At 72.7% G+C, this 21,585-nt stretch carries 24 protein-coding genes; 15 read left to right on the top strand and 9 right to left on the bottom strand.

The genetic code is table 11. The annotated features are described in order from the left end of the window. Positions 1-69 precede the first annotated feature (69 nt). The 4 genes from DQ237_RS03440 to DQ237_RS03455 all read left to right on the top strand — a co-directional run bounded on the left by DQ237_RS03440 (position 70) and on the right by DQ237_RS03455 (position 2,035). The gene (locus DQ237_RS03440) at positions 70-693 is read left to right on the top strand and encodes an antibiotic biosynthesis monooxygenase (protein WP_113797055.1); all 624 of its coding nucleotides are present in this window, start codon (positions 70-72) and stop codon (positions 691-693) included. A 163-nt stretch (positions 694-856) separates the two neighbouring features. Then, a complete protein-coding gene (locus tag DQ237_RS03445) occupies positions 857-1,111 on the top strand; it encodes a hypothetical protein (RefSeq protein ID WP_113797057.1) in 255 nt (84 codons plus the stop codon). 5 nt (positions 1,112-1,116) lie between these two features. Further along, positions 1,117-1,683, top strand: coding sequence for a hypothetical protein (locus tag DQ237_RS03450; RefSeq protein ID WP_113797059.1), 567 nt, complete (start codon positions 1,117-1,119; stop codon positions 1,681-1,683). Positions 1,684-1,741: 58 nt separating this feature from the next. After that, entirely contained in the window at positions 1,742-2,035 is a 294-nt protein-coding gene (locus tag DQ237_RS03455; protein ID WP_113797061.1) for a hypothetical protein, read from the top strand. A 32-nt stretch (positions 2,036-2,067) separates the two neighbouring features. Here DQ237_RS03455 and DQ237_RS03460 read toward each other — a convergent pair whose 3' ends face one another. Next, the gene (locus tag DQ237_RS03460; protein ID WP_113797063.1) at positions 2,068-2,601 is read right to left on the bottom strand and encodes an NUDIX hydrolase family protein; all 534 of its coding nucleotides are present in this window, start codon (positions 2,599-2,601) and stop codon (positions 2,068-2,070) included. Between the two features lie 100 nt (positions 2,602-2,701). Here DQ237_RS03460 and DQ237_RS03465 point away from each other — a divergent pair, with 100 nt between their 5' ends. Next, complete coding sequence (locus DQ237_RS03465) at positions 2,702-3,370, top strand: hypothetical protein (protein WP_113797065.1); 669 nt, start codon at positions 2,702-2,704, stop codon at positions 3,368-3,370. Further along, positions 3,363-4,145: a hypothetical protein gene (locus tag DQ237_RS03470; RefSeq protein ID WP_113797067.1), complete on the top strand. Its 783-nt coding sequence runs from the start codon at positions 3,363-3,365 to the stop codon at positions 4,143-4,145. Before DQ237_RS03465 ends, DQ237_RS03470 begins: the two co-directional genes overlap by 8 nt. Positions 4,146-4,152: 7 nt before the next feature. Here the strand turns inward: DQ237_RS03470 and DQ237_RS03475 are convergent, their stop codons facing one another. Beyond that, positions 4,153-5,544 (bottom strand): DUF4407 domain-containing protein, encoded by a 1,392-nt coding sequence (locus tag DQ237_RS03475; protein WP_113797069.1) that lies wholly within the window; start codon positions 5,542-5,544, stop codon positions 4,153-4,155. Between the two features lie 142 nt (positions 5,545-5,686). Here DQ237_RS03475 and DQ237_RS03480 point away from each other — a divergent pair, with 142 nt between their 5' ends. The 3 genes from DQ237_RS03480 (at position 5,687) to DQ237_RS03490 (ending at position 7,419) form a co-directional block, all read left to right on the top strand. Beyond that, on the top strand, positions 5,687-6,097 hold the full coding sequence (locus DQ237_RS03480; protein WP_113797071.1) for a DUF1810 domain-containing protein: 411 nt from the start codon (positions 5,687-5,689) through the stop codon (positions 6,095-6,097). A 119-nt stretch (positions 6,098-6,216) separates the two neighbouring features. Continuing rightward, positions 6,217-6,948 (top strand): hypothetical protein, encoded by a 732-nt coding sequence (locus DQ237_RS03485; protein ID WP_147251731.1) that lies wholly within the window; start codon positions 6,217-6,219, stop codon positions 6,946-6,948. A gap of 54 nt (positions 6,949-7,002) precedes the next feature. Next, complete coding sequence (locus DQ237_RS03490; protein WP_113797075.1) at positions 7,003-7,419, top strand: hypothetical protein; 417 nt, start codon at positions 7,003-7,005, stop codon at positions 7,417-7,419. Here DQ237_RS03490 and DQ237_RS03495 read toward each other — a convergent pair. Together DQ237_RS03495 and DQ237_RS03500 are read right to left on the bottom strand one after the other, a co-directional pair. Continuing rightward, positions 7,403-8,452 carry an LLM class F420-dependent oxidoreductase gene (locus tag DQ237_RS03495; RefSeq protein ID WP_113797077.1) on the bottom strand — a complete coding sequence of 350 codons (1,050 nt, stop codon included), beginning with the start codon at positions 8,450-8,452 and terminating at the stop codon, positions 7,403-7,405. The genes DQ237_RS03490 and DQ237_RS03495 overlap by 17 nt on opposite strands. A gap of 56 nt (positions 8,453-8,508) precedes the next feature. Next, positions 8,509-10,032: a class I adenylate-forming enzyme family protein gene (locus DQ237_RS03500; protein ID WP_113797079.1), complete on the bottom strand. Its 1,524-nt coding sequence runs from the start codon at positions 10,030-10,032 to the stop codon at positions 8,509-8,511. A 149-nt stretch (positions 10,033-10,181) separates the two neighbouring features. Here DQ237_RS03500 and DQ237_RS03505 point away from each other — a divergent pair, with 149 nt between their 5' ends. The 4 genes from DQ237_RS03505 (at position 10,182) to DQ237_RS03520 (ending at position 13,887) form a co-directional block, all read left to right on the top strand. Then, the gene (locus DQ237_RS03505) at positions 10,182-10,763 is read left to right on the top strand and encodes a DUF6318 family protein (RefSeq protein ID WP_166509468.1); all 582 of its coding nucleotides are present in this window, start codon (positions 10,182-10,184) and stop codon (positions 10,761-10,763) included. 22 nt (positions 10,764-10,785) lie between these two features. Beyond that, positions 10,786-11,676 carry a hypothetical protein gene (locus DQ237_RS03510; protein WP_240619367.1) on the top strand — a complete coding sequence of 297 codons (891 nt, stop codon included), beginning with the start codon at positions 10,786-10,788 and terminating at the stop codon, positions 11,674-11,676. A gap of 36 nt (positions 11,677-11,712) precedes the next feature. Beyond that, complete coding sequence (locus tag DQ237_RS03515; RefSeq protein WP_113797085.1) at positions 11,713-13,161, top strand: HNH endonuclease signature motif containing protein; 1,449 nt, start codon at positions 11,713-11,715, stop codon at positions 13,159-13,161. A 105-nt stretch (positions 13,162-13,266) separates the two neighbouring features. Beyond that, entirely contained in the window at positions 13,267-13,887 is a 621-nt protein-coding gene (locus DQ237_RS03520) for a hypothetical protein (RefSeq protein WP_113797087.1), read from the top strand. 58 nt (positions 13,888-13,945) lie between these two features. Here the strand turns inward: DQ237_RS03520 and DQ237_RS03525 are convergent, their stop codons facing one another. From DQ237_RS03525 to DQ237_RS03545, 5 genes are all read right to left on the bottom strand, one after another. Next, positions 13,946-14,986 carry an acyl-CoA dehydrogenase family protein gene (locus tag DQ237_RS03525; RefSeq protein ID WP_113797089.1) on the bottom strand — a complete coding sequence of 347 codons (1,041 nt, stop codon included), beginning with the start codon at positions 14,984-14,986 and terminating at the stop codon, positions 13,946-13,948. Further along, positions 14,983-16,143 carry an acyl-CoA dehydrogenase family protein gene (locus tag DQ237_RS03530; protein WP_113797091.1) on the bottom strand — a complete coding sequence of 387 codons (1,161 nt, stop codon included), beginning with the start codon at positions 16,141-16,143 and terminating at the stop codon, positions 14,983-14,985. Before DQ237_RS03530 ends, DQ237_RS03525 begins: the two co-directional genes overlap by 4 nt. Before the next feature lie 100 nt (positions 16,144-16,243). Next, a complete protein-coding gene (locus tag DQ237_RS03535) occupies positions 16,244-16,561 on the bottom strand; it encodes a hypothetical protein (RefSeq protein WP_113797093.1) in 318 nt (105 codons plus the stop codon). Positions 16,562-16,628: 67 nt separating this feature from the next. Next, entirely contained in the window at positions 16,629-18,878 is a 2,250-nt protein-coding gene (locus tag DQ237_RS20495) for a SpoIIE family protein phosphatase (RefSeq protein ID WP_113797095.1), read from the bottom strand. Next, positions 18,878-19,684 (bottom strand): alpha/beta fold hydrolase, encoded by an 807-nt coding sequence (locus tag DQ237_RS03545; protein WP_240619368.1) that lies wholly within the window; start codon positions 19,682-19,684, stop codon positions 18,878-18,880. Before DQ237_RS03545 ends, DQ237_RS20495 begins: the two co-directional genes overlap by 1 nt. Before the next feature lie 223 nt (positions 19,685-19,907). Between DQ237_RS03545 and DQ237_RS03550 the strand changes: the two genes are divergently transcribed. Beyond that, positions 19,908-20,654: a hemerythrin domain-containing protein gene (locus DQ237_RS03550; RefSeq protein WP_113797097.1), complete on the top strand. Its 747-nt coding sequence runs from the start codon at positions 19,908-19,910 to the stop codon at positions 20,652-20,654. Between the two features lie 235 nt (positions 20,655-20,889). Further along, positions 20,890-21,561: an alpha/beta fold hydrolase gene (locus tag DQ237_RS03555; protein ID WP_113797099.1), complete on the top strand. Its 672-nt coding sequence runs from the start codon at positions 20,890-20,892 to the stop codon at positions 21,559-21,561. The last annotated feature ends 24 nt before the right edge of the window (positions 21,562-21,585 follow it).

Here is a 21,585-nt window from a genome sequence, read left to right on the forward strand (position 1 = left end):
ACAGCGGGCGGCAGCCGAGCAGCATGGTCGCCGCGAGACGTCGCGAGTCCTCGCGGAAGGGAGGGCGTCATGCACGCCCGGACCACCACGATCACGGCCGACCCGACGCGGATGGACGACGGCATCGCCGACGTCCGCGACAGCGTGCTTCCCGCGGTGAGCGACATGGACGGCTGCATCGGCCTGTCGATGCTCTGCGACCGCGACTCCGGGCGCGTCATCGTCACCACCGCCTGGCAGTCCGAGGACGCGATCGCCGGCACCCGCGAGCGGGTGCGTGCGCTGCGCGACCGGGCGACGCGGCAGTTCGGCGCCACCGACGCCGAGGTCCGCGAGTGGGAGATCGGTGCCGTGCACCGGCTGCACCCCGCCGGGGACGACGCCTGCGCCCGGGTCACCTGGTCCCGCGTCGACCCCGCGACGATCGAGCGCGTGCTCGAGGTCTTCCGCACCGACCTCATCCCGCGCATGGACGAGATGCCGGGCTTCTGCAGCCTCAGCCTGCTGCTCGACCCGCGGAGCGGTGACAACTCGCTCACCGCCGTCTACGCCGACCGCCGAGCGCTGGAGGCCTCGCGGCAGCGGGCCATGTACATCCGCGACGAGTTCCGCCGGGCGCTGCACATGTCGGCCACCGAGGTGGCCGAGTTCGACCTCGTCCTGCACCAGCTCCGCGTCCCCGAGCTGGTCTGACGCCGTCAGAACGGCGACACCCGACGGCGCCGTCGCGCGCCCCTGCTCCCCGATAGTGCAGATCTCACCTCCTGGACTTCTCACGATGAAGAGACGCGTTGTGCAAGATCAAATGGTGTAGAGCGATACCTCTGATGCGCCTGCGACTACGCAGTGATTGTCCGTGGGTTCGACTGAACGGCCGTTCGACGGGAAGGCGTTCGCCTTCAACGCCGGCCTGGCTCTGGTCGGCGGGGGTGCGGGCCGAGCGATCAGCGGAGCCTGGCGCAACAGTGCCTTCGCGAGGATGGGCAGGCACGCGGCCGGCGGTCTCGCCCGCCAGCCGCGAGCGCAACAGATCGGCTTCAACATGTTGACGAACGGCTCGCTCGCCCTGATGGGCTACAGCAACGCCTGGCACGTCAAGCGCAGGAGGTGAGGCCGATGCCGACGAGCTCGTCGAGACTGGTCATCCGGGCGAATCCGGGCCTGCGCGTCGCCCTGGTGTTGTACCTGCTCTTCATGTTGATGTGGGGCTGGTTGGCCGCACCGTTCGCGGAGCAGTCGAGCCTCCGGTGTGCTCTGGTGGCCACGCTGACGGGAGTGCTGGCGGCCCCGGCACTTCTGCTCGGCACCACCGCCATCGTGGTGGGACGGGACGGCTACCTCACCTTGGTCAATCTCTGGGTGGCTGTGACCATCCCCTGGGAGGACGTGTCCCACCTGTCGGCCGAGGACGGATTCCAAGTCGTCCTGCGATCAGGTCGAAAAGAGAGCTCCTCGGCGATCGCCACGTCCCTCATCGGCACGATCGCCCGTTACCCAAGCGCCAGGCGGGCGATCCGCACCATCGAGGAGTTCCTGGGCCAGGATCTCTCGACGCCCAGAGCCTGGCAGTCGGGCGACGTCGATACGCAGCGGACGTTCCGCTCCGTGGCTGTCGCCTGGGCTGGGGCGTATGCCTTGTTCGTCGGCTGCGTCGCCTACCTGATCGCTCGATTCATCGCCTAGCTGTAGTGCCCATGAGCGTTGTTGACGACGTCGCGGGCTGATCCAAAGAGGAGAGCCCGTGCCGAAGAGGGCCGCTGCCAGGTCTCGCCGGTACTGGGGCGACGGCCTCACCCCGCCCTGGCGCTGGTTCTACGTCGCGCTCGCCATCGCCTGGACGGCCACGCTGGGGTACTTCCTGAACAACACCGGCCAAGGATGGACGGCGGTCGGCGTGCTCGCGGTGCTCCTCGTCGCCATCGCGGCCCTCACCCACCCGGGGACGACGACCGAGCGGGCACTCGCACGCACCCGGCGCCACCAGTACCGGCACCGACGTGACGGGGACCCGAGGCCCCCGGGGTTCGACGGCTGACGACCGGCAGCGCCCGACCGGCTGATCCAGGCCTAGACGCCGAGGTGCGCCAGTGCCTGGAGCAGCAGCGTCGCCTGGCCGTTCATCAGCTCACCCAGCACTGCCGGGTCCCGCGCCTCGAGCGGCGAGAACCAGGTCAGCTCCAGCGCGTCCTGCTGCGGGGCGCAGTCGCCCTCGACCGGGACGACGTAGGCCAGCGACACCGCGTGCTGCCGCGGGTCGTGGAACGGCGTCACCCCCGGAGTGGGGAAGTACTCGGCCACGGTGAACGGCTGCGGCGCCGGTGGTACCCGCGGCAGCGCGAGCGGGCCGAGGTCCTTCTCCATGTGCCGGAGCAGGGCCGTGCGGATCCGCTCGTGGTACAGCACGCGGCCCGAGACCAGGGCGCGCTTGATCTGCCCGTCCTCGCCGGCGCGCAGCAGCAGCCCGACCGCGGTGACGACGCCCTGCTCGTCCACCCGCACGGGGATCACGTCCACGTACAGGATGGGCAGCCGCTCGCGGGCCGCGTCCATCTCCTCGCGGGCCAGCCAGCCCCCACCGGTCGCCGTCGTCACCTCGGTCATGGGGACTGTCTAACCGATCAGACTCCGTTCCCGTCCGATCGGGTCGGTAACGTCGCCGATTCGGCTTGATGGACAGTGTCGCGCTGGCGACACTGTCTGTATGGCTCTTCTGAGCAACCAGCAGGCCGCCGACCGGATCGGGGTCTCGCTCCGCCACGTCCAGCGGCTGGTCTCGGGTGGTCAGCTGGTCGCGATCGGGCCCGACCGCATCGACGCCGAGTCCGTCGCCCAGTGGATGGCCCAGCGCGACGGCAGCCGCCTGCGCGCGTGGGAGGAGCCGACAGCCTGGGCCGCCGTCGCCCTGCTGGAGGGGCGGCCGGCGCCGTGGCTCGGCCAGGCCCAGCGGTCGCGCCTGCGCTCGGCACTGGCCGCCGCCACCGCAGACGAGCTGGTGGCCCGCACCCGCAACCGCGCCACGGTCCGCCGCTACCGCGCCCACCCGCGCGCCGGGATGCACCTCCTCCGTGCCCTCGCCCCCTCGGGGATCAACCTGGGCATCGGCGGGCTGACCCCGATGCCCGACCGGCCCGACGGCTACATCGCCGAGGCCGAGATCCTCGACCTGGTCATCCGCTACCGCATGGAGATCGACCCGGGCGGCGACATCACCCTGCGCGGCACCCACATGCCCATGGACGTCGTCCGGGAGCTGGCCGACGGCGACCGCCACGCGCTGGCCGGCCTCGACCTCGCCGCCTCCACCGACCCCCGGGAGCGCTCGGCCGGCCGCCGCATCCTGGACCGCGCCGTCGCGGCCCTGCGTGGCTGAGCCCCTGCGGCCGGGCACCCCGCCGGGCGGCTGGGGCCGCCCATGGCCCGACGTCGCCGAGCTGGCCGCCGTCGTCCCCGCGTCGTCCTGGACGCTGATCGGCGGGCTGATGGTGCAGCTGCACGCCGTCGCGGCCGGACTGCCGGTGGTCCGCCCCACGAACGACGTCGACGTCCTGCTGCACGTGGAGACCGAGCGCGGTCGGGCCGCCCAGGTGGCCCGTGGGCTGGAGCAGCTGGGCTACGAGCTGGCCCCGAGCATCGACTCCCGCGTGGGCACCGCGCACCGGTTCGTCCGGGGGTCGGCGACCGTCGACCTGGTGGGCTCACCGCGCTCCGTCGTCGACATGGTCGCCCCCGACCACGCGCCGGCCCGCACGCTCGAGCGGTTCCGCGGCTACGAACTGGTGACGGTGCCCGGCGGCACCCAGGCACGCCGGCGCACGGTCGCGACGGAGCTGCAGATCGGCGACGGCGGTCCGACCCGGCTGAGCGTGCCCGACGCCTTCGGCGCGCTGATCCTCAAGGCGGCCGCGCACAGGACGGACACGCGCGACCCCGACCGGCACCTGACCGACGCCGCCGTCCTGCTCGCCTGCGTCGACCCGTTCGAGGAGCGGGCCCGCTCGTCGAGTGACCGCTCCCGGCTGCTGCACCTGAAGCGGCACCTGGCCGACCCGACCGCCCCTGCGTGGCTGGCCCTGCCGGAGAGCGCGCGCCGGGACGCGCAGGACGCCCTCGGGTTCCTCTGCGAGGAGCCGACCGCCCGGGGGTGAGGCGGGGTCAGACGCCGGTCGGCATCCGGTCGGTCGGGCGACGGCGCACCGTGCGGACGGTCCGCGCCGCCGCCTCACGGGCGAGGCCGATGATCGGACCGGTGTCCCAGCCCGGGCGCCGCTCGACCGCCTCGGCCGGCGTCTCGACCTGCGGGGCCAGCGTCTGCGCGGCGGCCGCGGCCAGCGCCGCCCGGCGGCGGGCCAGGATGGCCTCCTTCTGCCGGTCGACGCGCTCCTTCTCGGCGAGGACCAGCAGCTCCTCCTGCGCCTCGACGACGGTGCGCCGCGACTCCTGCTGCAGCTCCTCGACCGCGACGTCGCTGGCGTCCCGGATCGCGGCGAGCTTGTCGTAGGCGCTCGGCGGGCCGAAGTTCAGCAGGAGCTTCATGATCACGGGCAGCAGCTCGATGCACATGAACATCAGCGAGAGCATCGTCTTCGCGGCCCAGAGGGTGCCGTTCTTGTCGCTGAGCCGGTCGAGCGCCTCCAGTCTCAGCAGGATGCCGCCGGAGCCCTCGTTGGCGGAGTCGAACGCGGCCTGCAGCCGGTCCTGCTCCGCGGTCAGCCGCTCGAATTCCGCCTCGTCGGTCGCCAGTGCGCCCGTCGCCTGGGCGGCGCTGCGCTCCTGCGCGTTCGCGGCCTGGTCCAGGGCGGCGTCGAGCTCCGCCTTGGCGGCGGCGACGGCGGTGGTCTGCGCGTCGGCATTGGCCCGCGCGGACTGGTAGGCCGTGCCGGGGCCGGCGTCACCGGTGCCGCAGGTGCCGTCGAGCTCGCACTGGGCGCGCGTCTCGAGGTCGCGCGCCGTGGCCGCGGCCTGCTCGTAGGCGGCCTGCTTGGCCGCCACCGTGCCCTGAACGACGGCGAGCTGGGGGTCGGTGCGCCCACCGCTGGCGACGATCGACCGCTCGGTGGCGATCCTCTCCTCGAGCTCCGGCATGCCGGCGAACCGGGCGTCGGAGGCCAGCGACGTCCGATACTGGTCGGCCGCCTCGGCCTGCATGGTCACGATCTCGGTGTCGATCTCCTTGTGGAAGATCTGCAGCGTCAGGGGGGTGGCGACGACGACGCCGAGGATCAGCGCGAGCCCGACGCGCGGCACGGCGAGGGCGATGTTCCGCTTCAGCGAGGCGTCGTGCGCCATGCCGACCAGCAGCATCCGGTCCAGGTTCACGATGACCGCGCCCCAGCCGATGCCCAGCAGCAGCGCGAACGGCCACCAGACGCCGATGGCCATGTGCACGGCGAAGGCCGCGGAGAGGACGGCGAGGCCGCCGGTGCTCAGCAGGACGCCGCCCAGTGCCACGAACTTGGGACGGGCTCCCGGCGTCGCCGCCAACAGGTCGGGGCGAGCGCCACCGAGCACCGCCAGGGCGTTGCCGATCCGCTGATGTCGAGCCATGCCGTTCCGATCCCCCCCGGCGACGGGAGTAGCGAAGGGTCCGTCGCCTCCCTTGCCTCATCGGCAGTCCGGGGGCGGATCGGGGTAGTGCGGGATCTCACACCGGGTTGCCGCCGCGCCGCTCAGCGCCGAGCCTCGACCGGTGAGCGATCCCCTGCAGCGGTTCGTCGACGCCCAGCGCGACACCTACGACCAGGCCCTCTCCGAGCTGCGCGCAGGGCAGAAGCGCACGCACTGGATGTGGTTCGTGTTCCCGCAGATCGCCGGGCTCGGGCGCAGCGGCATGGCGCAGCGGTTCGCGATCGCCGACCTCGACGAGGCCCGCGCCTACCTGGCGCATCCGGTGCTCGGCCGGCGGCTGGTCGAGTGCGCCCGCGCGCTCACCGCCCTGGACGTCGACGACCCGGTCGCCGTCATGGGTTCGATCGACGCGGTGAAGCTGCGCTCGTCGATGACCCTGTTCGCGCGTGCTTCTGATGAGCCTGTCTTCCGCGAGGTGCTCGACCACTACTTCGGCGGCGAGGAGGACGACGCCACGACCAGCCGGCTGTGACGACGCGCTCCACCCCACCGGACGCGCAGCGGTCCTATAGTCGTCGCTCCTGAACCTCGGCACGGGGGTCGACCATGGCGTTGCTCTCGCGACTGCGTCCTCCGACGGGGTCGCACGGCTTGCCGAGGGCGCCTCTCGCCGCGGCCGGGGTCGCACTGCTCGTCACCGGCGCGGTCGCAGTCTTCGTCTCCACCAACGCGACCGGTACCGGTGCCCTCATCGCCGCCGGGCTCGTTCTCGTCGCGATCGCGAGTTTCGGCGACCGCATCGAGACGATGGAGGGCGCAGGCCTCAAGATTCAGCTGCAGCAGGCGGCGGCGTCTCAGCTGGAGGCGGCCACGCAGGCCGAGGCCGCCGGCGACCTGCAGGGGGCGCAACGACTGCGCGGCGAGGCGGCACGACTGCTCGAGGCCGCGCGCACGGTGGCCACTCGGTACGAGACGATCCGCGCCAGCCAGGCCTCGAGCTGGCGGCGGACCGAGGAGCTCGACGCCCTGGTACGGCAGGAGTCGCGCGCCCTATCCACGGCGTTCAGCTCCCCCGAAGCCGTGCGTGGCCTCTTCAGGGCGGGCGACGACGGCTATCGCATCGTGGCCCTCGGGATGATGTACGCCGATCCTGCCCTCGCCGACCCGGGAACCGTCGCCGAGGCGATCACCTCATCACGCTCGGCCTTCGAGCAGTACTACGCACTTCGTGCCGCCGAGGCGCTGGCGGAGCAGAAGCCTGCGCCGCCCGGTACGGACACGCTGAGGGACGCCGTCCGGTCTGCGCTCGCGTCCGAACAGCTCCGCCAGCCGGACTCCGACCGCGGCGAGGTTGCCCGGCGGGTGCTCCAGCTCCTGGGATGAGCGGCCTGTGGACAACGCTCACGCGCGTCGGCGGGAACTGACACGGTTCCGGGCATGACCACTCCCCCGCTGACCGACGCCCCCGTCCGCTCGGACGCCGACCTCACCGCCCGCTGGGAACTGGTGCTGGACCCGCCGGAGTTCGCCAAACGTCACCTGTGGCTGCTCTGGCTCGACGCCTACGGCCGCCAGCTTCCGATCGTCATCCCGGTCGACGACGTGCCCCGTGTGCCGGATCTCCAGCTGCTGGTAGGGCTCCGTCAGGTGCACGAGTCGCTGCTCGCCGACCAGCTCGGCGGCCGGGGGCACCTCGCGCTGGCGCTGTGCCGACCGGGTTCCGCCGTCCCCACCGCGGACGACGAGGCCTGGGCGGAGGCGCTCTCCGGTCTCCTGGAGGACGTCTCGTGGAGCCTGCACCTGGCCGCCGACGGCAGCGTCGTGCCGCTGGTGCCGATCAGCCGAGGCTCTTGAGCACCTCGATCGAGCGCAGCCGGTCGCCGTGCTCGGCGGCCAGCGGCGTGGCGTTGAGCGTGGTGACGCCGGCCTCGCGGAAGGCGGCCACCCGCTCGGCGACGTGCCCCCGCGGGCCGATCAGCGACACCCCGCGCACGAAATCGTCGGGCAGCGCCGCGGCGGCCTCGTCCTTGCGGCCGGCGAGGTAGAGGTCCTGCACCGTGGTGGCGGCATCCTCGTAGCCGTACCGGACGGCGAGGTCGTTGTAGAAGTTCTTGCCGCGGGCGCCCATGCCGCCGACGTACAGCGCCAGCTGCGCCCGCACCCGGTCGAGTGCGGCGGCCTGCTCGTCGGCGTCCTCGCTGATGAGCAGCTGGGTGTCGACGACGATCTGGAGCTGTCCCAGCTCCGGGTCCCGCCGCGCCGTGCCCTCGGCGAGCGGCTCCCCGAACACCTTCGCGCTGCCCTCGGGGAGGAAGAAGGTCGGCTGCCAGCCCTCGAAGAGCTCGGCGGCGAGCGCGACGTTCTTGGGCCCGATCGCGGCCAGCACCATCGGCACGCGCTCCCGCACCGGCTGGTTGATCAGCTTGAGCGGCTTGCCGAGCCCGCTGCCCCCACGCTCGGCGGTGAGCGGGACGTCGATGTACGTCCCGTGGTGGTCCAGCCGCTCGCGGCGCCACACGGTGCGGCAGACCTCGACGACCTCGCGGGTGCGGGCCAGCGGCGCGGTGTAGGGCATGCCGTGGAAACCCTCGACCACCTGCGGGCCGGAGGCACCGATCCCCAGGGTGAACCGGCCGCCGGAGACGAAGTCCAGGCCGGCGGCGGTCATGGCCAGCAGGGCCGGCGTGCGCGAGTAGATGTTGAGGATCCCCGAGGCGATCTCGATCGTCGTCGTGCGCGCGGCGAGGTAGCCGAGCTGGCTGACGGCGTCGAAGGAGTAGGCCTCGGCGACGAACACCGTGTCCAGGCCCACGCTCTCGTACTCGGCGATGACCGCGGCGGTCTCCGCGAAGCCGCTGCTGTAGGAGATCGGCATGCCGATGCGCACGGAGGCTCCAGTCGCCGAGAGGACGTTCGTCGCAACCTAGCGAAGTCGGCGGCCCGTCAGCGCAGTCGCGGCACCTCGGTCCAGCCCCCGGCGTCGCGCAGCGCCGTCTTCAGGACCTTGCCGCCGGCGTTGCGCGGCAGCGGGCCGTCGACGAGCCGGATGAACTGCGGCGTCTTGAAGTCGGCCAGCCGCGCGCGGGCGAAGTCGCACAGCGACGGGACCAGGCCCTCGAGGTCGGCGCCCGGCCGCGGCAGGATCACCGCGCCCACCTTCTCCCCCATCACCGGGTCCGGGACGCCGACGACGGCGACCTCGACGATGTCGGGGTGCGCGGCGAGTGCGTTCTCGACCTCGACCGAGTACACGTTCTCGCCGCCGCGGTTGATCATGTCCTTGGCGCGGTCGACGATGCGCACGATGCCGTCGGTGATGGTCGCGAGGTCGCCGGTGTGCAGCCAGCCGTCGACGATCGTCTCCGCCGTCTTCTCCGGGGCGCCCCAGTAGCCGGCGACGACGTTCGGCCCCCGCACCAGCAGCTCGCCGACGCCGGTCTCCGGGTCGGGGCGGTGCAGGCGGACGTCGTTCACCGGTGCCGGGAAGCCGACCGCGTCGGAGTGCGTGGCGGCGTACTCGTGCGGGAGGAAGGTGGCCAGCGCCGTCGTCTCCGACAGACCGAACCCGTTGCCGAGCCGAGCCCCCGGGAAGGCCTGGAGAAGACGGTGCACCAGCTCGGGGGCGATGGGCGCACCGCCGTAGCTGAGGGTGCGGATGCTGCTCACGTCCGTCGTCGCGAAGGCGGGATTGCGTAGCACGAGCTCGTAGATGGTCGGCACGCTGGTGACCAGCGTGATGCCGTACTCGGGGATCGCGGCGAGGAAGGCCGCCGCCTCGAAGCGCGGCATGATCACCGACGTCCCGCCGACGGCGATCTGCGTCATGAACTGCGAGCAGCAGCCGGTGACGTGGAACAGCGGCACCGAGATCAGCGTGGCCTGCTCGGGGCTCCGGGGCAGCTCGCGGCAGCGGATGACGCTCTCGACCGTCGTCACGAGGTTCTCGTGGGTGACCATCGCGCCCTTCGGCCGGCCGGTGGTGCCGGATGTGTAGAAGAGCGCGGCGACGTCGGTCCGGTGCGGGTTCGGCAGCTCGACCGGGTCGTCGTCGGGCAGCGGCTCCCCGGGCTTCACGACGTACGCGGCTCCGCAGTCGCCGAGGATGTACTCGGCCTCGGTCTCCGACAGCCGGGTGTTCATCGGGACGACGACGGCGCCGGCGAGGTGGCCGCCCCAGAAGGCGAGGACCCAGTCCAGCCCGTTGGGCAGGTTGATCGCCACGCGGTCCCCGGGGCGGACGCCGTTCGCGCGGAGCCCGCCGGCGACCCTGCGGGCGCGGTCCCACAGGTCGGTGTAGGTGGTCGACGGGCCGCCGAGCTCGACGATCGCCGTCCGGTCGCCGTGACGCTCGACGGTCCCCTGCAGCAGCGTGACGGCGTTCGCGGTCAGGCCCGTATAGCACTTGATGCCGTCCGCGCCGACCTCGATGCCGCTGGTGTCGAACGGACCCTGCTCCGACGCGCTCACTACTCCCCCGTCCCGGCGGCCACAGTTCGGTCACCTGTTCCGCATTCTGCGCCTGGGGTCTCCGGTGCCGTTCACCCGATCCGGGAACCGGGCGTCCGCTGTCCACAGATACGGAACGGTTGGTGGCCGCGTATCAGTAGTCTGCGGCGGTGCGTGATCTTCGTGGGCTCCGTCGCACCGTGGTCGCTGCCGTCCTCGCGACGGTTGTGCTGAGCGGCTGCTCGGAGAAGCAGGAAGCGAACGAGTCCCTGCCGACGACGGCGTCCTTGACGACGGAGTCACGGCCACAGCTCGGTCCGGCCGACTTCCCCGTCCCCGACGAAGCGCGCGAAAGAACGCCCGAAGGTGCGGTCGAGTTCGTCCGCTACTACGTAGCTCTTACGCAGCACCTAGCGGTTACTTCCACTCCTCCCGATCCGTTGCTCGAGCTGAGCGACGAGTGCCGCACGTGTGTACGCGTCGCCCAGTCGTTCGACTCCGACCTCGCGGCCAATTACACATACCAGGAGTACGAGTACGAGTTCGAGGAGTACGGCCCTGCCCTGATTCACGGCGATACGGCAGAGGTCGGATTCGCGTATGTGCAGGGGCCCATCATCGCGGTCGACTCGGCTGGGCAGGTTGTGCCGGATCGGTCGGCAGCCACCCCCACGGAGCTGCAATCCGGGGCCTCCTTGATTTGGAAAGACTCCATCCAAAGCTGGGTGATTACCGGGTTAACGGTGGGTTGAAGTGCGCAGGTTGCTTGTCATCATGAGCGTTCTGCTGGCATGGATGGCGGTGAGCATCGTCCCGGCTCAGGCGTGCGTTGGACTGGACTGCGACGGTCCCGACGTCACGATTGGCCAGGGGTCGCTCACTGCCGCATACCTAGAGCAGGCGTCGGGTGGATTAATGATCGCCTCGAACGCCGCTCCGGTCGATCATCCGTACACGTATCAGTTGTCACACCCCTGCGTCGTGGATGATCGGGAAAACGGTGGGTGTCGTAGCAGCGACTTTCGGCAGTGCCCGGCTTTCCCAGGTCGAGTTGTCGAGGACCTCGTCCCGGAACGCCGGCGATTAGCACTCCCGACCCCCGACGGCACAACTCGAACCATCGACGGATTTCCCACCAACGGAGCCGCCGTCGGCACGCCTGTCGGCCCATGGATTGTTGGCGCACGCCAATGCATCGACATCACGGCGCTGAATCCGCCGCCGTCGCCGGCTGAGGTGTTCAGCTACTTCCAGCGACTCCCGCTGCCGACACTGACCACCCAGCACCAGCCACCGGGTGACGGCCTGGCCGGACTGCCGGTCATCTTCTACACCGACTCCCCCACCACCCAGACCTTCACCGTCGACATCCGCGGCTTCACCGTCGTCATCCAGGCCACCGCACAACAGTTCACCTGGCACACCGGCGACCCCACCGGCCAGATCGTCACCACCGACCCCGGCCAGCCCTACCCCGCCCAGACCATCGAGCACGACTACCGGTCCGGCACCTACACCGCCTACCTCACCGTCACCTGGGGCGCGACCTTCACCGTCAACGGCAGCGCCCCTGCCGACGTCCCAGGCACCACCACCACCGACGGACCACCCGTCACCTTCGACGTCCGCCAAGCAAGGACCGTCCTCACCAACCCCTACGACTGATCCGAAACTGTCGTACCCCACCTCTAGCCTGCGGTTATGGACATCGAGCAGCTGCCGAGCGTGGGCGAGCCGCTGCTGGTGACCGCCGAGGACCTCGCACCCTCGTGCAGCGACATCGAGCTGGTCGCCGACATCTGGGCCGCCGACTCCCACGCCGCCCGCCACGCCGCCGAACTCGCGGTCTCCGTGGCCGCTTTCGCCCGCCGCCGGCACATCCAGCGCGACGCCGAGTTCCGTCCGCGTGGCGGCCCCGGCCTCGACTCGCGTCTGCGGAGGCACCAGGCGCTGGCGGAGGTGTCGGAGACCTTCGTCCCCGAGCTCGCCCTGGTCCGCAACTGCACCGAGGTCGAAGCCGAGAACCTCGCCGCGGAGTCGATCGTGCTGGTCAACAAGCTCCGCGGCACGTGGACCGCCCTCTACGAGGGCCGCCTCGACGTCCGCAAGATGCGCGCCATGGTCGACCTGCTCGCCGGGGTCCGCCAGGAGATCATCGACCAGATCGAGCAGCAGGTGCTGCCCGCCGCCGAGACGCTCACCGTCCCCCTGCTGCGCCAGCGGGTCCGCCGCCTGCTCGCCAAGCTCGACGCCGACGCCCTCGACAAGCGCCGCGAGGAAGCCGCCCGCTCCGCCAACGTCACCCACCGCCCGACCGGCGACGGGCTCGGTCAGGTCGTCATCGACCTCCCCGTCGCCCGATCCGCCGCCTGCGTCGACGCCATCGACCAGTACGCGCAGATGCTCCGCGCCGACGGCGACACCCGGCCCATCGGCGTCATCCGCGCCGCCGTGGCCGCAGACCTCATCCTCCGCCCCTGGGACACCACCCGACCGCCGGTCACCGCGAAGCTGGTCATCCACGCACCACTGGCCTCCCTTCACGAGCGCGGCACCACCCCGCAGCCCGGTGCGGAGATCGACGGTGAGATCGTCACCGCCGCCGAATGCCGCGAACTGCTCGAGGAACTGGACTTCCTCGGCGTGGCCGACGGCCCGACGGGCGGCTCCGTCCACCTCGCCATCGAAGACCCCACCACCGGCCGGCTGCGCGCGCTCGCCACACCCCGCGAACTCCGCCGAGCCGCCGCCCGCTGCGACTGCAAGGGCCCCGGACTGCGCGCACCCCGCGCCACACCCGGCTACCGCCCCACCGCCGAACTCCGTCGCTTCATCCAGGTCCGCGACCGCCACTGCCGCATGCCCGGCTGCCGGCGCCGCCCCGGCCGCCTCGACATCGACCACGCCGACGCGTACGCCGACGGCGGCGCGACCTCCTGCGACAACCTCTGCTGCCTGTGCCGAAAGCACCACCGCATCAAGACCTTCGCCGCCGGCTGGCACTTCGAGCTCCTCGACGACGGACGACTCATCGTCCGCACCCCCACCGGAGTCACCCGCCACACCGACCCACCCGCCTGGTACCTCGACGCCGAACCCGACCCACCATGGCTCGACGAGACCGCCCCACCCGACCCGATGCGCTGCTGAGCCGACCACCGCGACCGATCCGGTTCCCAAATCGTCCGACAGCGAGGACAGTCATGGCTGCGGCGACGCCGCCCGTGGCTCGCCCGCTCGCGAGGGGGACTCGTTATGCGTGCGCGCTCCACCACCGTCCAGGGCGACCCGAAGAACCTGGACAAGGGCATCCGCTACGTCAGTGACCGGGTTCTGCCCGCCGTCATGGGCATGGACGGCTTCATCGGCCTCTCGATGCTCGCCGACCGGCACACCGGTCGCTGCATCATCACCAGCGCGTGGGAAGACACTGCCGCGCTCCACCGGAGCGCCACCGAGGTGAAGGCCATGCGCGCCCGCGCCGCCGACATCCTCGGCGGACCGGCCACCGTCGACGCCTGGACCATCGACGTCCTCCACCGGCTGCACCCCACCCGGCCCGGCGCCTGCACCCGGGTCACCTGGATGCGCAACCGCCCTCAGCACCTCGACGGCATGATCGACGCCTTCGGGATGAGCATCGTCCCGCGCCTCGCCGACCTGCCCGGCTTCTGCGCCGTCAGCATGCTCACCAACCACGACGACGGCCGCAGCACCGCCGCCGTCACCTACGACACCCGCGACGCCATGCAGGCCTCGCTCGACCAGGTCACCGAACTGCGCCGCGACTTCACCCGCGCCGTCGGGGCCGAGGTCGTCGAGGTCGCCACCTACGACCTGGTGGTCGCCCAGCTGCGCGTCCCCGAGACCGTCTGACTCGAGCGAAGGGGACGGCGACAGCTCACCGGCCGGCGCCGTCCCCAGAGCGGAACCCTCAGACCACCCGCGTCAGCGCCGGCCACAAGCCGTCGCCGCCGTCGGCCAGCAGCCCCGCCGCCAGCACGCGCGACCACACGAGCTCCGACCCCGCCTCGTCCCGCCACGACCACAGCCGCCGCGTCAGGTGGTGCAGCTTGTGCTCCTGGGTGAACCCGATCGCCCCGTGCACCTGGTGCGCCAGCCGCGCCACGACCTCCACCGCCGCGCCGGCCCGCACCTTCGCCGCCGCAGCAGCCAGCACCACGTCCGACGAACCGTGCGCCAGCGCCTGCACGGCCGCGTCGACCAGCGCCGTCACCGCGACCACCTCGCCGGCCATCTCGGCCAGCTCCATCTGGATCGCCTGGAACTTGCCCAACGGACGACCGAACTGGTGCCGCTCCCCGGCGTACTGCACCGTCCAGTCGAGCACCCGCTCCAGCGCCGCCGCCAGCTGCACCGACCGCGCCAGCGCGAACCCCGCCCGCAGCTCCTCCGCCTGCCCCTCTGTCAGCGGTGCCACCAGCGCGGAGACGCCGCCCAGTGCCAGCGAGCCCCGCGGCTCCCCCGCCAGGTTGAAGGCATCACCCGCGGCCACGCCCTCCAGCGACACCAACGCCAGCGCAGGCCCCGGCAGGAGCAGCGCCGCGTGCTCGGCCGCTCCCGCCCACGGCACGTCGGCCACGGAACCGGTCAGCGTGAAGCCCTCACCGGCCGGAACCGCCGAGACCGAGTCGGCGACGGCGAACGTCAGCGGCTCCTCCACCGGCGGCAGCGGCAGACCGGCCGCGACCACCGCGGGACCGGCCACCAGCAGCTGCTCGGCCACCGGCACCGCCGCCGCACCCGCGGCCAGCGTCCGCACGATCGCCACCGCGTCGGCCAGCTCGCCACCGGAGCCGCCCGCGGACTCCGGCAGACCCACCCCGGTCAGACCGGAGGAGGCCAGCGCCGACCACAGACCCGCGTCCCAGCGCCGCTCGGCAGTCAGCACGAACGGCTCGAAGCCGGAGAGGATGTCCCGGACGGTCTCGACCACCAGGTCCTGGTCACTCATCGCAGCCCCAGTCCACGCGCCACGATCCCGCGAAGGATCTCGTTCGTCCCGCCCCGCAGCGTGAAGCCCGGCTGGTGCAGCTGTGCCTCCGCCAGCGCCCGTGCCAGTGTGTCCGGCGAGTCCAGCGACGGCGTCACGTCGACCACCCGCCGCACCTCCTCGATCACGTCCGCCTCGAAGGTCGTCCCCACGTCCTTGACCAGTGCCGCCGGGATGTTGGGCAGCTCCCCCCGGTCCAGCGCCGCCGCGATGCGAAGCGACATCTGCCGCAGCGCCAGCACCCGCGCGGACAACCGCCCCAGCGCGGCCAGCTGCGCGGCGTCGCCGGTGTCGACGACTCGACGTCCGAACTCGGCGATCAGTGGATATGTCGACAGGAACCGCTCCGGCCCCGACCGCTCGAAGGCGAGCTCCGCGGTCACCTGGTGCCAACCGTCGCCCTCGGTCCCCAGCAGCATGTCGCCCGGGACGACGACGTCCTCGAACACCACCTCGTTGAAGTGGTGCCCGCCGTCCAGGATGCGGATCGGGTTCACCGTGATGCCCGGCAGCGAGAGGTCGACCAGGAGCTGCGACAGCCCGGCGTGCCGGTTCGCCGGGTCGGCCGGCGAGGTACGCACCAGCACGATCCCGTAGTGCGAGGCGTGCGCGTTCGACGTCCACACCTTCGCCCCGTTGACCACCCAGTCACCGGACTCGTTGCGCGACGCGCGGGTCCGGATCGAGGCCAGGTCGGAGCCCGAGTCCGGCTCGCTCATGCCGATCACGAAGAAGCACTCGCCCCGCACGATCCTCGGCAGGATCTCCTCGCGCTGCTTCTCGGTGCCGTACCGCAGCAGGTTCGGGCCGGACTGCCGGTCGGCGATCCAGTGCGCAGCCACCGGCGCCCCGGCCGCGAGCAGCTCCTCGGTGACGGCGTAGCGCTCCATCGCCGTCCGCTCGTGGCCGCCGTACTTCTTCGGCCAGGTCATGCCCAGCCACCCGCGCTCCCCCAGCTTCCGGGAGAACTCCGGGTCGACGCCGGACAGCCAGGTGTCCACGTGCGTCCGGAAGCTGCCGGCGGCCAGCTCGGCGGCGAGGAACTCGCGCACCTCCGCCCGCACCCGCTCGGCGGCCTCGGACCGCGGCGCAGGCGCCAGGACCAACGAGTTGCTCATGCGACTCCCCACATCGACGTGGCCGTGCTCCCCGCCGTTGTACAGGGCGCCGCGGAAACGCCGCGCGGCGGGCGGGCGACCAGCCCGGGGTGCCGCCCCCTCATTCCGGCGCGGAGTCCTCCTCGGACGGGCCGCGGGTCAGGGCCCGGAGCTCGGTGACGACGTCGGTCGCCACCGTCCCCAGAGAGGTGAGCGCCTCGCTGACCAGCCGCCGCACCCCGAAGATGTCCAGCCCGAGAGCGGACCCCATGCCCGAGCCCGCCTCCAGGCCGCCGAGCTCCCCACCGAGCTCACCGCTGGCCGGCGCTCGCTCGGCGAGCTCGGGTGACCAGCGCATGGCATCGCCCGACATCGACCAGTCCCCGGTGGCACCGTCGATCGCGTCGGCGACAGGGTTCACGTGAGCCGAAGAGTCCATGACCGCCTCCTGCCGAGGTCGCCTCCATGGTGGACCCGATGGGCGCCACCGGAAAGCGGGAGCCGGCTCAGACACGGGTGAGTGCGAGCAGCGCGATGTCGTCGGGCCGGTGCTCCCCGACCATCTCCTCCAGCAGCCGGTCGCACAACGCGTCGGGGTCCGCCGAGCACGCCCGGCCGGCCACGTCGAGCAGCCGGTCCATCCCGACGTCGACGTCGGCGTCCCGGCTCTCCACCAGCCCGTCGGTGTAGAGCACCAACGTCGACCCCGCCGGCAGCACCCCGGCCCACTCCAGGGCCGGCGTCGCGGCGCGCGGCGCACCCAGCATCCGGGTGGGCCGCACCGGCAGGAACGACGCCGTCCCCGCGGTGCACAGCAGCGGCGGCAGGTGCCCTGCCGAGGCCACCCGCAGCTCCCCCGACACCGGGTCCAGCGTGCCGAACAGCGCCGTCGCCATCCGCTGCACCCCCAGCAGCGACCAGCTCGCCTGCAGCCGCTCGATCAGCGCGCTCGGCGACGGCCGATCGGCCAGGTGGGTCCGGCACACCGCCCGCAGCTGGCCCATCGTCGCCGCCGCGGTGATGTCGTGCCCGACGACGTCGCCCACCGCCAGCCCGAGCAGACCCCCGGGCAGCTCCACCACGTCGTAGAAGTCACCTCCCACCGACACACCCTGCGTCGCGGCCACGTACCGCACCGCCGTCCGCAGGCCCGGGACCGCCGGCGGGGCCGGGGGCAGCAGGCTCTCCTGGAGCGTGTGCGAGGTCTGCGACTCCAGCTCGTACCGCTGCGCCTTGTCCACGACCTGCGACAGCTGCAGCGCCAGCTGCTCGGCCACCTCCACGTCGGCAGCGGTGAACGGCGGCCGGTGGCGGTCCGCGGCCACGGTGAGGACGCCGAGCCGCCGCCCGTCGATGCCGATCGGCACGCTGATCACCCCGACCAGCTCCAGCTCCCGCACCGTCTCCCGCTGCGCGCCGTCGAGCGTCATCGTCCGGACGTCGGCCTCCGCGACGTCCCGCACCCACTGCGTCCGCCCCTCCCGCAGCGCCCGCAGCCCCGGGTGCCGGGCGGCCTGCGCCGGCAGGTGCTGCTCGCGCAGCCGGTCCAGCAGCGCCTGCCGTGCCGGGTCGCGGTGCCGCACCGCCGCCCGCGCCGTCCCGTGCTCGGCGACCAGGTCGATGACGCAGACGTCGGCCAGCCGCGCCACGGTCAGCTCCGCCAGCCGCGCCACCATGTCCTCGACGTCGGCGGCGTCGGCCATCAACCGCGCCGCGTCCAGCAGGAACGCGGCGCGTTCGGCCTGCCGCACCGTCTCGTCGTGCAGCCGCACCCGCTCCAGCGCCTGTCCCGCCTGCCGTCCCAGCGTGTAGAGCAGGTCGATCTCCGAGGCCGGGATCTCCCGCCGCTCCCCCGGCTCGACCAGGCTGATCAGCTGCCCCGGCGCCGCGTCGCCCAGCGCGATCACCAGCACCCCCAGGCGCTTGCTGTCCGCCGACACGGGCACGATCACCAGCTCGGTGAGCCCCGTCTCGGCCATCGCCGTCGCGAGCTCCGGCTGGTCACCGCGCAACCGCTCGTCCAGCACGATCGACCGCACGCCCTGCGCCAGCTCCAGCGCCAGCCGGCTGCCGGCGGCCTCGCGCAGCCGGCGCAGCAGCTCCCGGGACAGCCCCTCCGAGTGCGCCGGCCGCAGCGCCGGCGGCTGCGGATCCCCCGCCTCGCCCTGCACCAGCACCAGCGCGGCCCCTCGGGCCCGCATCGCCGCGCGGCTGCGCTGCACGATCACCGAGGCGACGTCCCCCTCGCTGGTGGCCGCCGCCAGGTCGAACACGACCTTCTGCACGGTCCGCGACCGCGCCTCCGACTCCTCGGCCAGCCGCTGCGCGGCCAGCAGCTCGCGCTCGTACCGGCGTCGTCCGGTCGCCTCGAACAGGGTGGCCCGCACCAGCTGCGGCTCACCGTCGGGCCCCCGCAGCTCGACGGCGTTGAGCAGGCACGGCAGCAGCGAGCCGTCCAGCCGTTGGACGTCGATCGCGATCTCCCGCACCGCACCCTGCATCCGCAGCAGGGGCACGAGGTGCGTCTCGTGGAACACCCGCCCGCCCACGCTGAGCAGCTCCTGGAACCGGGTGCCCAGCAGGTCCTCGGGCAGCCGCCCCGTCCATGCGCAGAACGTCCGGTTCACCTTGACGATCCGACCGTCGGGCAGCGTCGAGAGGTACCCCATCGGCGCGTTCTCGTAGAGGTCGGCCGGATCCTCCTCCAGCAGCCGGTCCAGCTGCCCGGAGGGCTCCGCCGCGCCCGTGCCGCCCATCAGGCGCCGCTGGCGAGGAACGCCCGGATCGCCGCCACGGTCTCCTCGGGCGCGGACAGCTGCGGCACGTGACCGGTCGCCCGCAGGTGGACCAGCCGGCTCCCGGGGATCTGCCGGTGCACGAACTCCCCCACCCCCTCCGGCGCGATCGCGTCCTCGCTGCACTGCAGGATCAGCGTCGGCACGTCGATCCCGTGCAGGTCCGCCCGGTTGTCGGACAGGAACGTGACCCGCGCGAACTGCCGGGCGATGTCGGGCACGGTGCGGCAGAAGCTGTTGGTCAGCTCGGCGGCGAGCTCCGGCCGGTCGGCGTTGCCCATGATCACCGGGGCCATGTCCGCCGACCAGCCCAGGTGGTTGCTGTCCAGGGCGTCGAGCAGCCCGGCGATGTCGGTGCGGCTGAACCCGCCCACGTAGTCGCCGTCGTCGACGTACCGGGGGCTGGGCCCGATCAGCACGAGGGCGCCGAACAGCTCCGGCGCCCGGTGGTAGGCCAGCACCGCCATCATCGAGGCGACCGAGTGCCCGACGAGCACCACGTCCCGGAGCTCCAGCTCCCGGCACACCTCGACGATGTCGGCGGCGTAGCCGTTCAGCGATCCGTACTTCTCCGGGTCGTAGGCGCCCAGGTCCGACCCTCCGGAACCCACGTGGTCGAACAGCACCACCCGGTGGTCGGGCTCGAACGCCGGCGCCACCAGCCGCCACATGGTCTGGTCGCAGCCGAACCCGTGGGCGAACACCATCGGCCGCCCGGACGACGAGCCGGTGACGGTCACCCGGTTGCGCGGCACGACGCTGCTCACGCGGCCGACCGTAGTGGCTCCGGCCGCCGCCGTCCCCGACCTCCGGAACGACCACGGGACGATTCGGCGCCCACCTCGTGACCCACCGTCACAGGTTCTCGACGAGGCGCCGCGGACCGCCGACCGGGGGCCGTTCCGGTCCGCTCCGACCCGGATCCGGTACCCGGACGGCCGCCCGCGGTCCTACCCTGCGCCGCATCCCGCTCCCGAACGAGGTGCCGCCATGACCCCCGCAGCACTGAGCACGGTCGTCGTCCCCTCCCCGCGGAGACCGGTCGACGACGAGGACGCCGTCGTCGCCCCCGGGCGGGCCGCCGCCTACCAGCGGGTGCTGCACCAGCTCGTCCGCCGCGAGCTGCGCACCCTGGCCGACGTCGTCAGCTGGGCGCCCGACGGCGAGTGCGCGCGCACCGGCACGCTCACCTCCCACGCCGCCCTGCTCGCGCGCGTCCTGCTGCACCACCACGCCGTCGAGCGGGAGACGGTCTGGCCGGCCCTGCTGCGCGCGGTACCGGAGCACACCCGCGACACCGCCGCGGCCGGCGTCGCCGACTGGACGGTCGCCTGCTCGCGGATCGACGCGCGTCTGCGCGACCTCGACACCGCCGCCCGCCAGTGGGCCGTCGCCGCGACCCGCACGGCCCGCGACGCCTTCGCCCGCGCCTGCCGGGACCTGGCCGACGACGTCGACACCCAGACGGCACACGAGGAGGCCACGCTCCTGCCCTTGCTCGACGCCTTCCTGACCGACGCCGGCTGGACGGCGATCAGCCGCTCGGCCCGGTGCGGACTCCCGGCCCGCCAGCGGCTGATCGTGCTCGGCCTCGCGCTGGAGGACTGCTGCGCCGCGGACCGGGCGCGGGTGCTCGACGGGCTGCCCCGCCGCACCCGCATGGCCTGGCGGCTGTGGGGTGGCGGCCGCTACCGCGCCGCCGTCGTCCGGCTGCGCGGTGCCCCGCCGGCCGGCTGAGCGGTCAGTAGCGCGAGGTCCCGCACTCGCGGCAGCGCTTGCGGTGCGCCGACACCTCCTGCGTGCAGTTCTCGCAGACCCAGGTGGTCCGTTCCTTCGTCGCTGTGCTCATCGCTCCCCCTCGTATCGGGCCATGGAGGAACGCTAGGGAGCCGATGTGTCCGGGGAGTGACGTCGGAGTTGCACGTCGGGGCGACGATCGATGACTTCCCCGTCCGAGCCCGGTCCGACGTGCATGACGACGTTCGCGCTCATCCCCGGCGCCGGTGGCGACACCTGGTTCTGGCACCGCCTCGTGCCCGAGCTGCGGCAGCGCGGGCACACGCCGGTCGCCGTGGAACTGCCGGCCGGCGACGACACGGCCGGGCTGGCCGCGTACACCGACGCCGTCGTCGCGGCGGTGCGGGACCACGGCCCGGTCACCCTGGTCGCCCAGTCGATGGGCGGGCTGACCGCCCCGCTGGTCTGCGCTCGGCACCCCGTCGAGGCGCTGGTCCTCCTCAACGCGATGGTGCCGCGCCCGGGCGAGACCGGCGGCGAGTGGTGGACGGCGACCGGCCAGCACGCGGCCCAGACGGCGCACCTGGCCGCGCTCGGGCTGGGCCAGGAACCCGATGACCGGACCGTGTACTTCCACGACGTCCCGGACGACGTCGCCGACCAAGCCATGGCCCAGCCGCTCGCCCAGTCCGGCCGCCCCTTCGCCGATCCCTGGCCGCTCGCCGCCTGGCCCGACGTCCCGACGCGGGTCCTGGCCGGGCGCGACGACCGGCTCTTCCCGCTGGAGTTCCAGCGGCGGGTCGCCCACGACCGGCTGGGGCTCGACGTCGAGGAGCTCCCCGGCGGTCACTGCCTCGCGCTCGGCCACCCCGCCGAGCTGGCCGAGGCGCTGACCGTCCCGCGGTGACGTGGCCGGTGCCACGGGCGTCGC

Origin of the sequence: Blastococcus sp. TF02-8, from assembly GCF_003319175.1 — a bacterium.
In the GTDB taxonomy this organism is placed as follows: domain Bacteria; phylum Actinomycetota; class Actinomycetes; order Mycobacteriales; family Geodermatophilaceae; genus Blastococcus.

Coding starts and splice junctions, on each gene's coding strand:
- DQ237_RS03555 (WP_113797099.1), top strand. CDS start 20,890: ATGACGACGTTCGCGCTCATCCCCGGCGCCGGTGGCGACACCTGGTTC.
- DQ237_RS03515 (WP_113797085.1), top strand. CDS start 11,713: ATGGACATCGAGCAGCTGCCGAGCGTGGGCGAGCCGCTGCTGGTGACC.
- DQ237_RS03450 (WP_113797059.1), top strand. CDS start 1,117: ATGCCGACGAGCTCGTCGAGACTGGTCATCCGGGCGAATCCGGGCCTG.
- DQ237_RS03490 (WP_113797075.1), top strand. CDS start 7,003: ATGACCACTCCCCCGCTGACCGACGCCCCCGTCCGCTCGGACGCCGAC.
- DQ237_RS03535 (WP_113797093.1), bottom strand. CDS start 16,561: ATGGACTCTTCGGCTCACGTGAACCCTGTCGCCGACGCGATCGACGGT.
- DQ237_RS20495 (WP_113797095.1), bottom strand. CDS start 18,878: ATGGGCGGCACGGGCGCGGCGGAGCCCTCCGGGCAGCTGGACCGGCTG.
- DQ237_RS03520 (WP_113797087.1), top strand. CDS start 13,267: ATGCGTGCGCGCTCCACCACCGTCCAGGGCGACCCGAAGAACCTGGAC.
- DQ237_RS03475 (WP_113797069.1), bottom strand. CDS start 5,544: ATGGCTCGACATCAGCGGATCGGCAACGCCCTGGCGGTGCTCGGTGGC.
- DQ237_RS03440 (WP_113797055.1), top strand. CDS start 70: ATGCACGCCCGGACCACCACGATCACGGCCGACCCGACGCGGATGGAC.
- DQ237_RS03465 (WP_113797065.1), top strand. CDS start 2,702: ATGGCTCTTCTGAGCAACCAGCAGGCCGCCGACCGGATCGGGGTCTCG.
- DQ237_RS03460 (WP_113797063.1), bottom strand. CDS start 2,601: ATGACCGAGGTGACGACGGCGACCGGTGGGGGCTGGCTGGCCCGCGAG.
- DQ237_RS03550 (WP_113797097.1), top strand. CDS start 19,908: ATGACCCCCGCAGCACTGAGCACGGTCGTCGTCCCCTCCCCGCGGAGA.
- DQ237_RS03510 (WP_240619367.1), top strand. CDS start 10,786: ATGAGCGTTCTGCTGGCATGGATGGCGGTGAGCATCGTCCCGGCTCAG.
- DQ237_RS03530 (WP_113797091.1), bottom strand. CDS start 16,143: ATGAGCAACTCGTTGGTCCTGGCGCCTGCGCCGCGGTCCGAGGCCGCC.
- DQ237_RS03525 (WP_113797089.1), bottom strand. CDS start 14,986: ATGAGTGACCAGGACCTGGTGGTCGAGACCGTCCGGGACATCCTCTCC.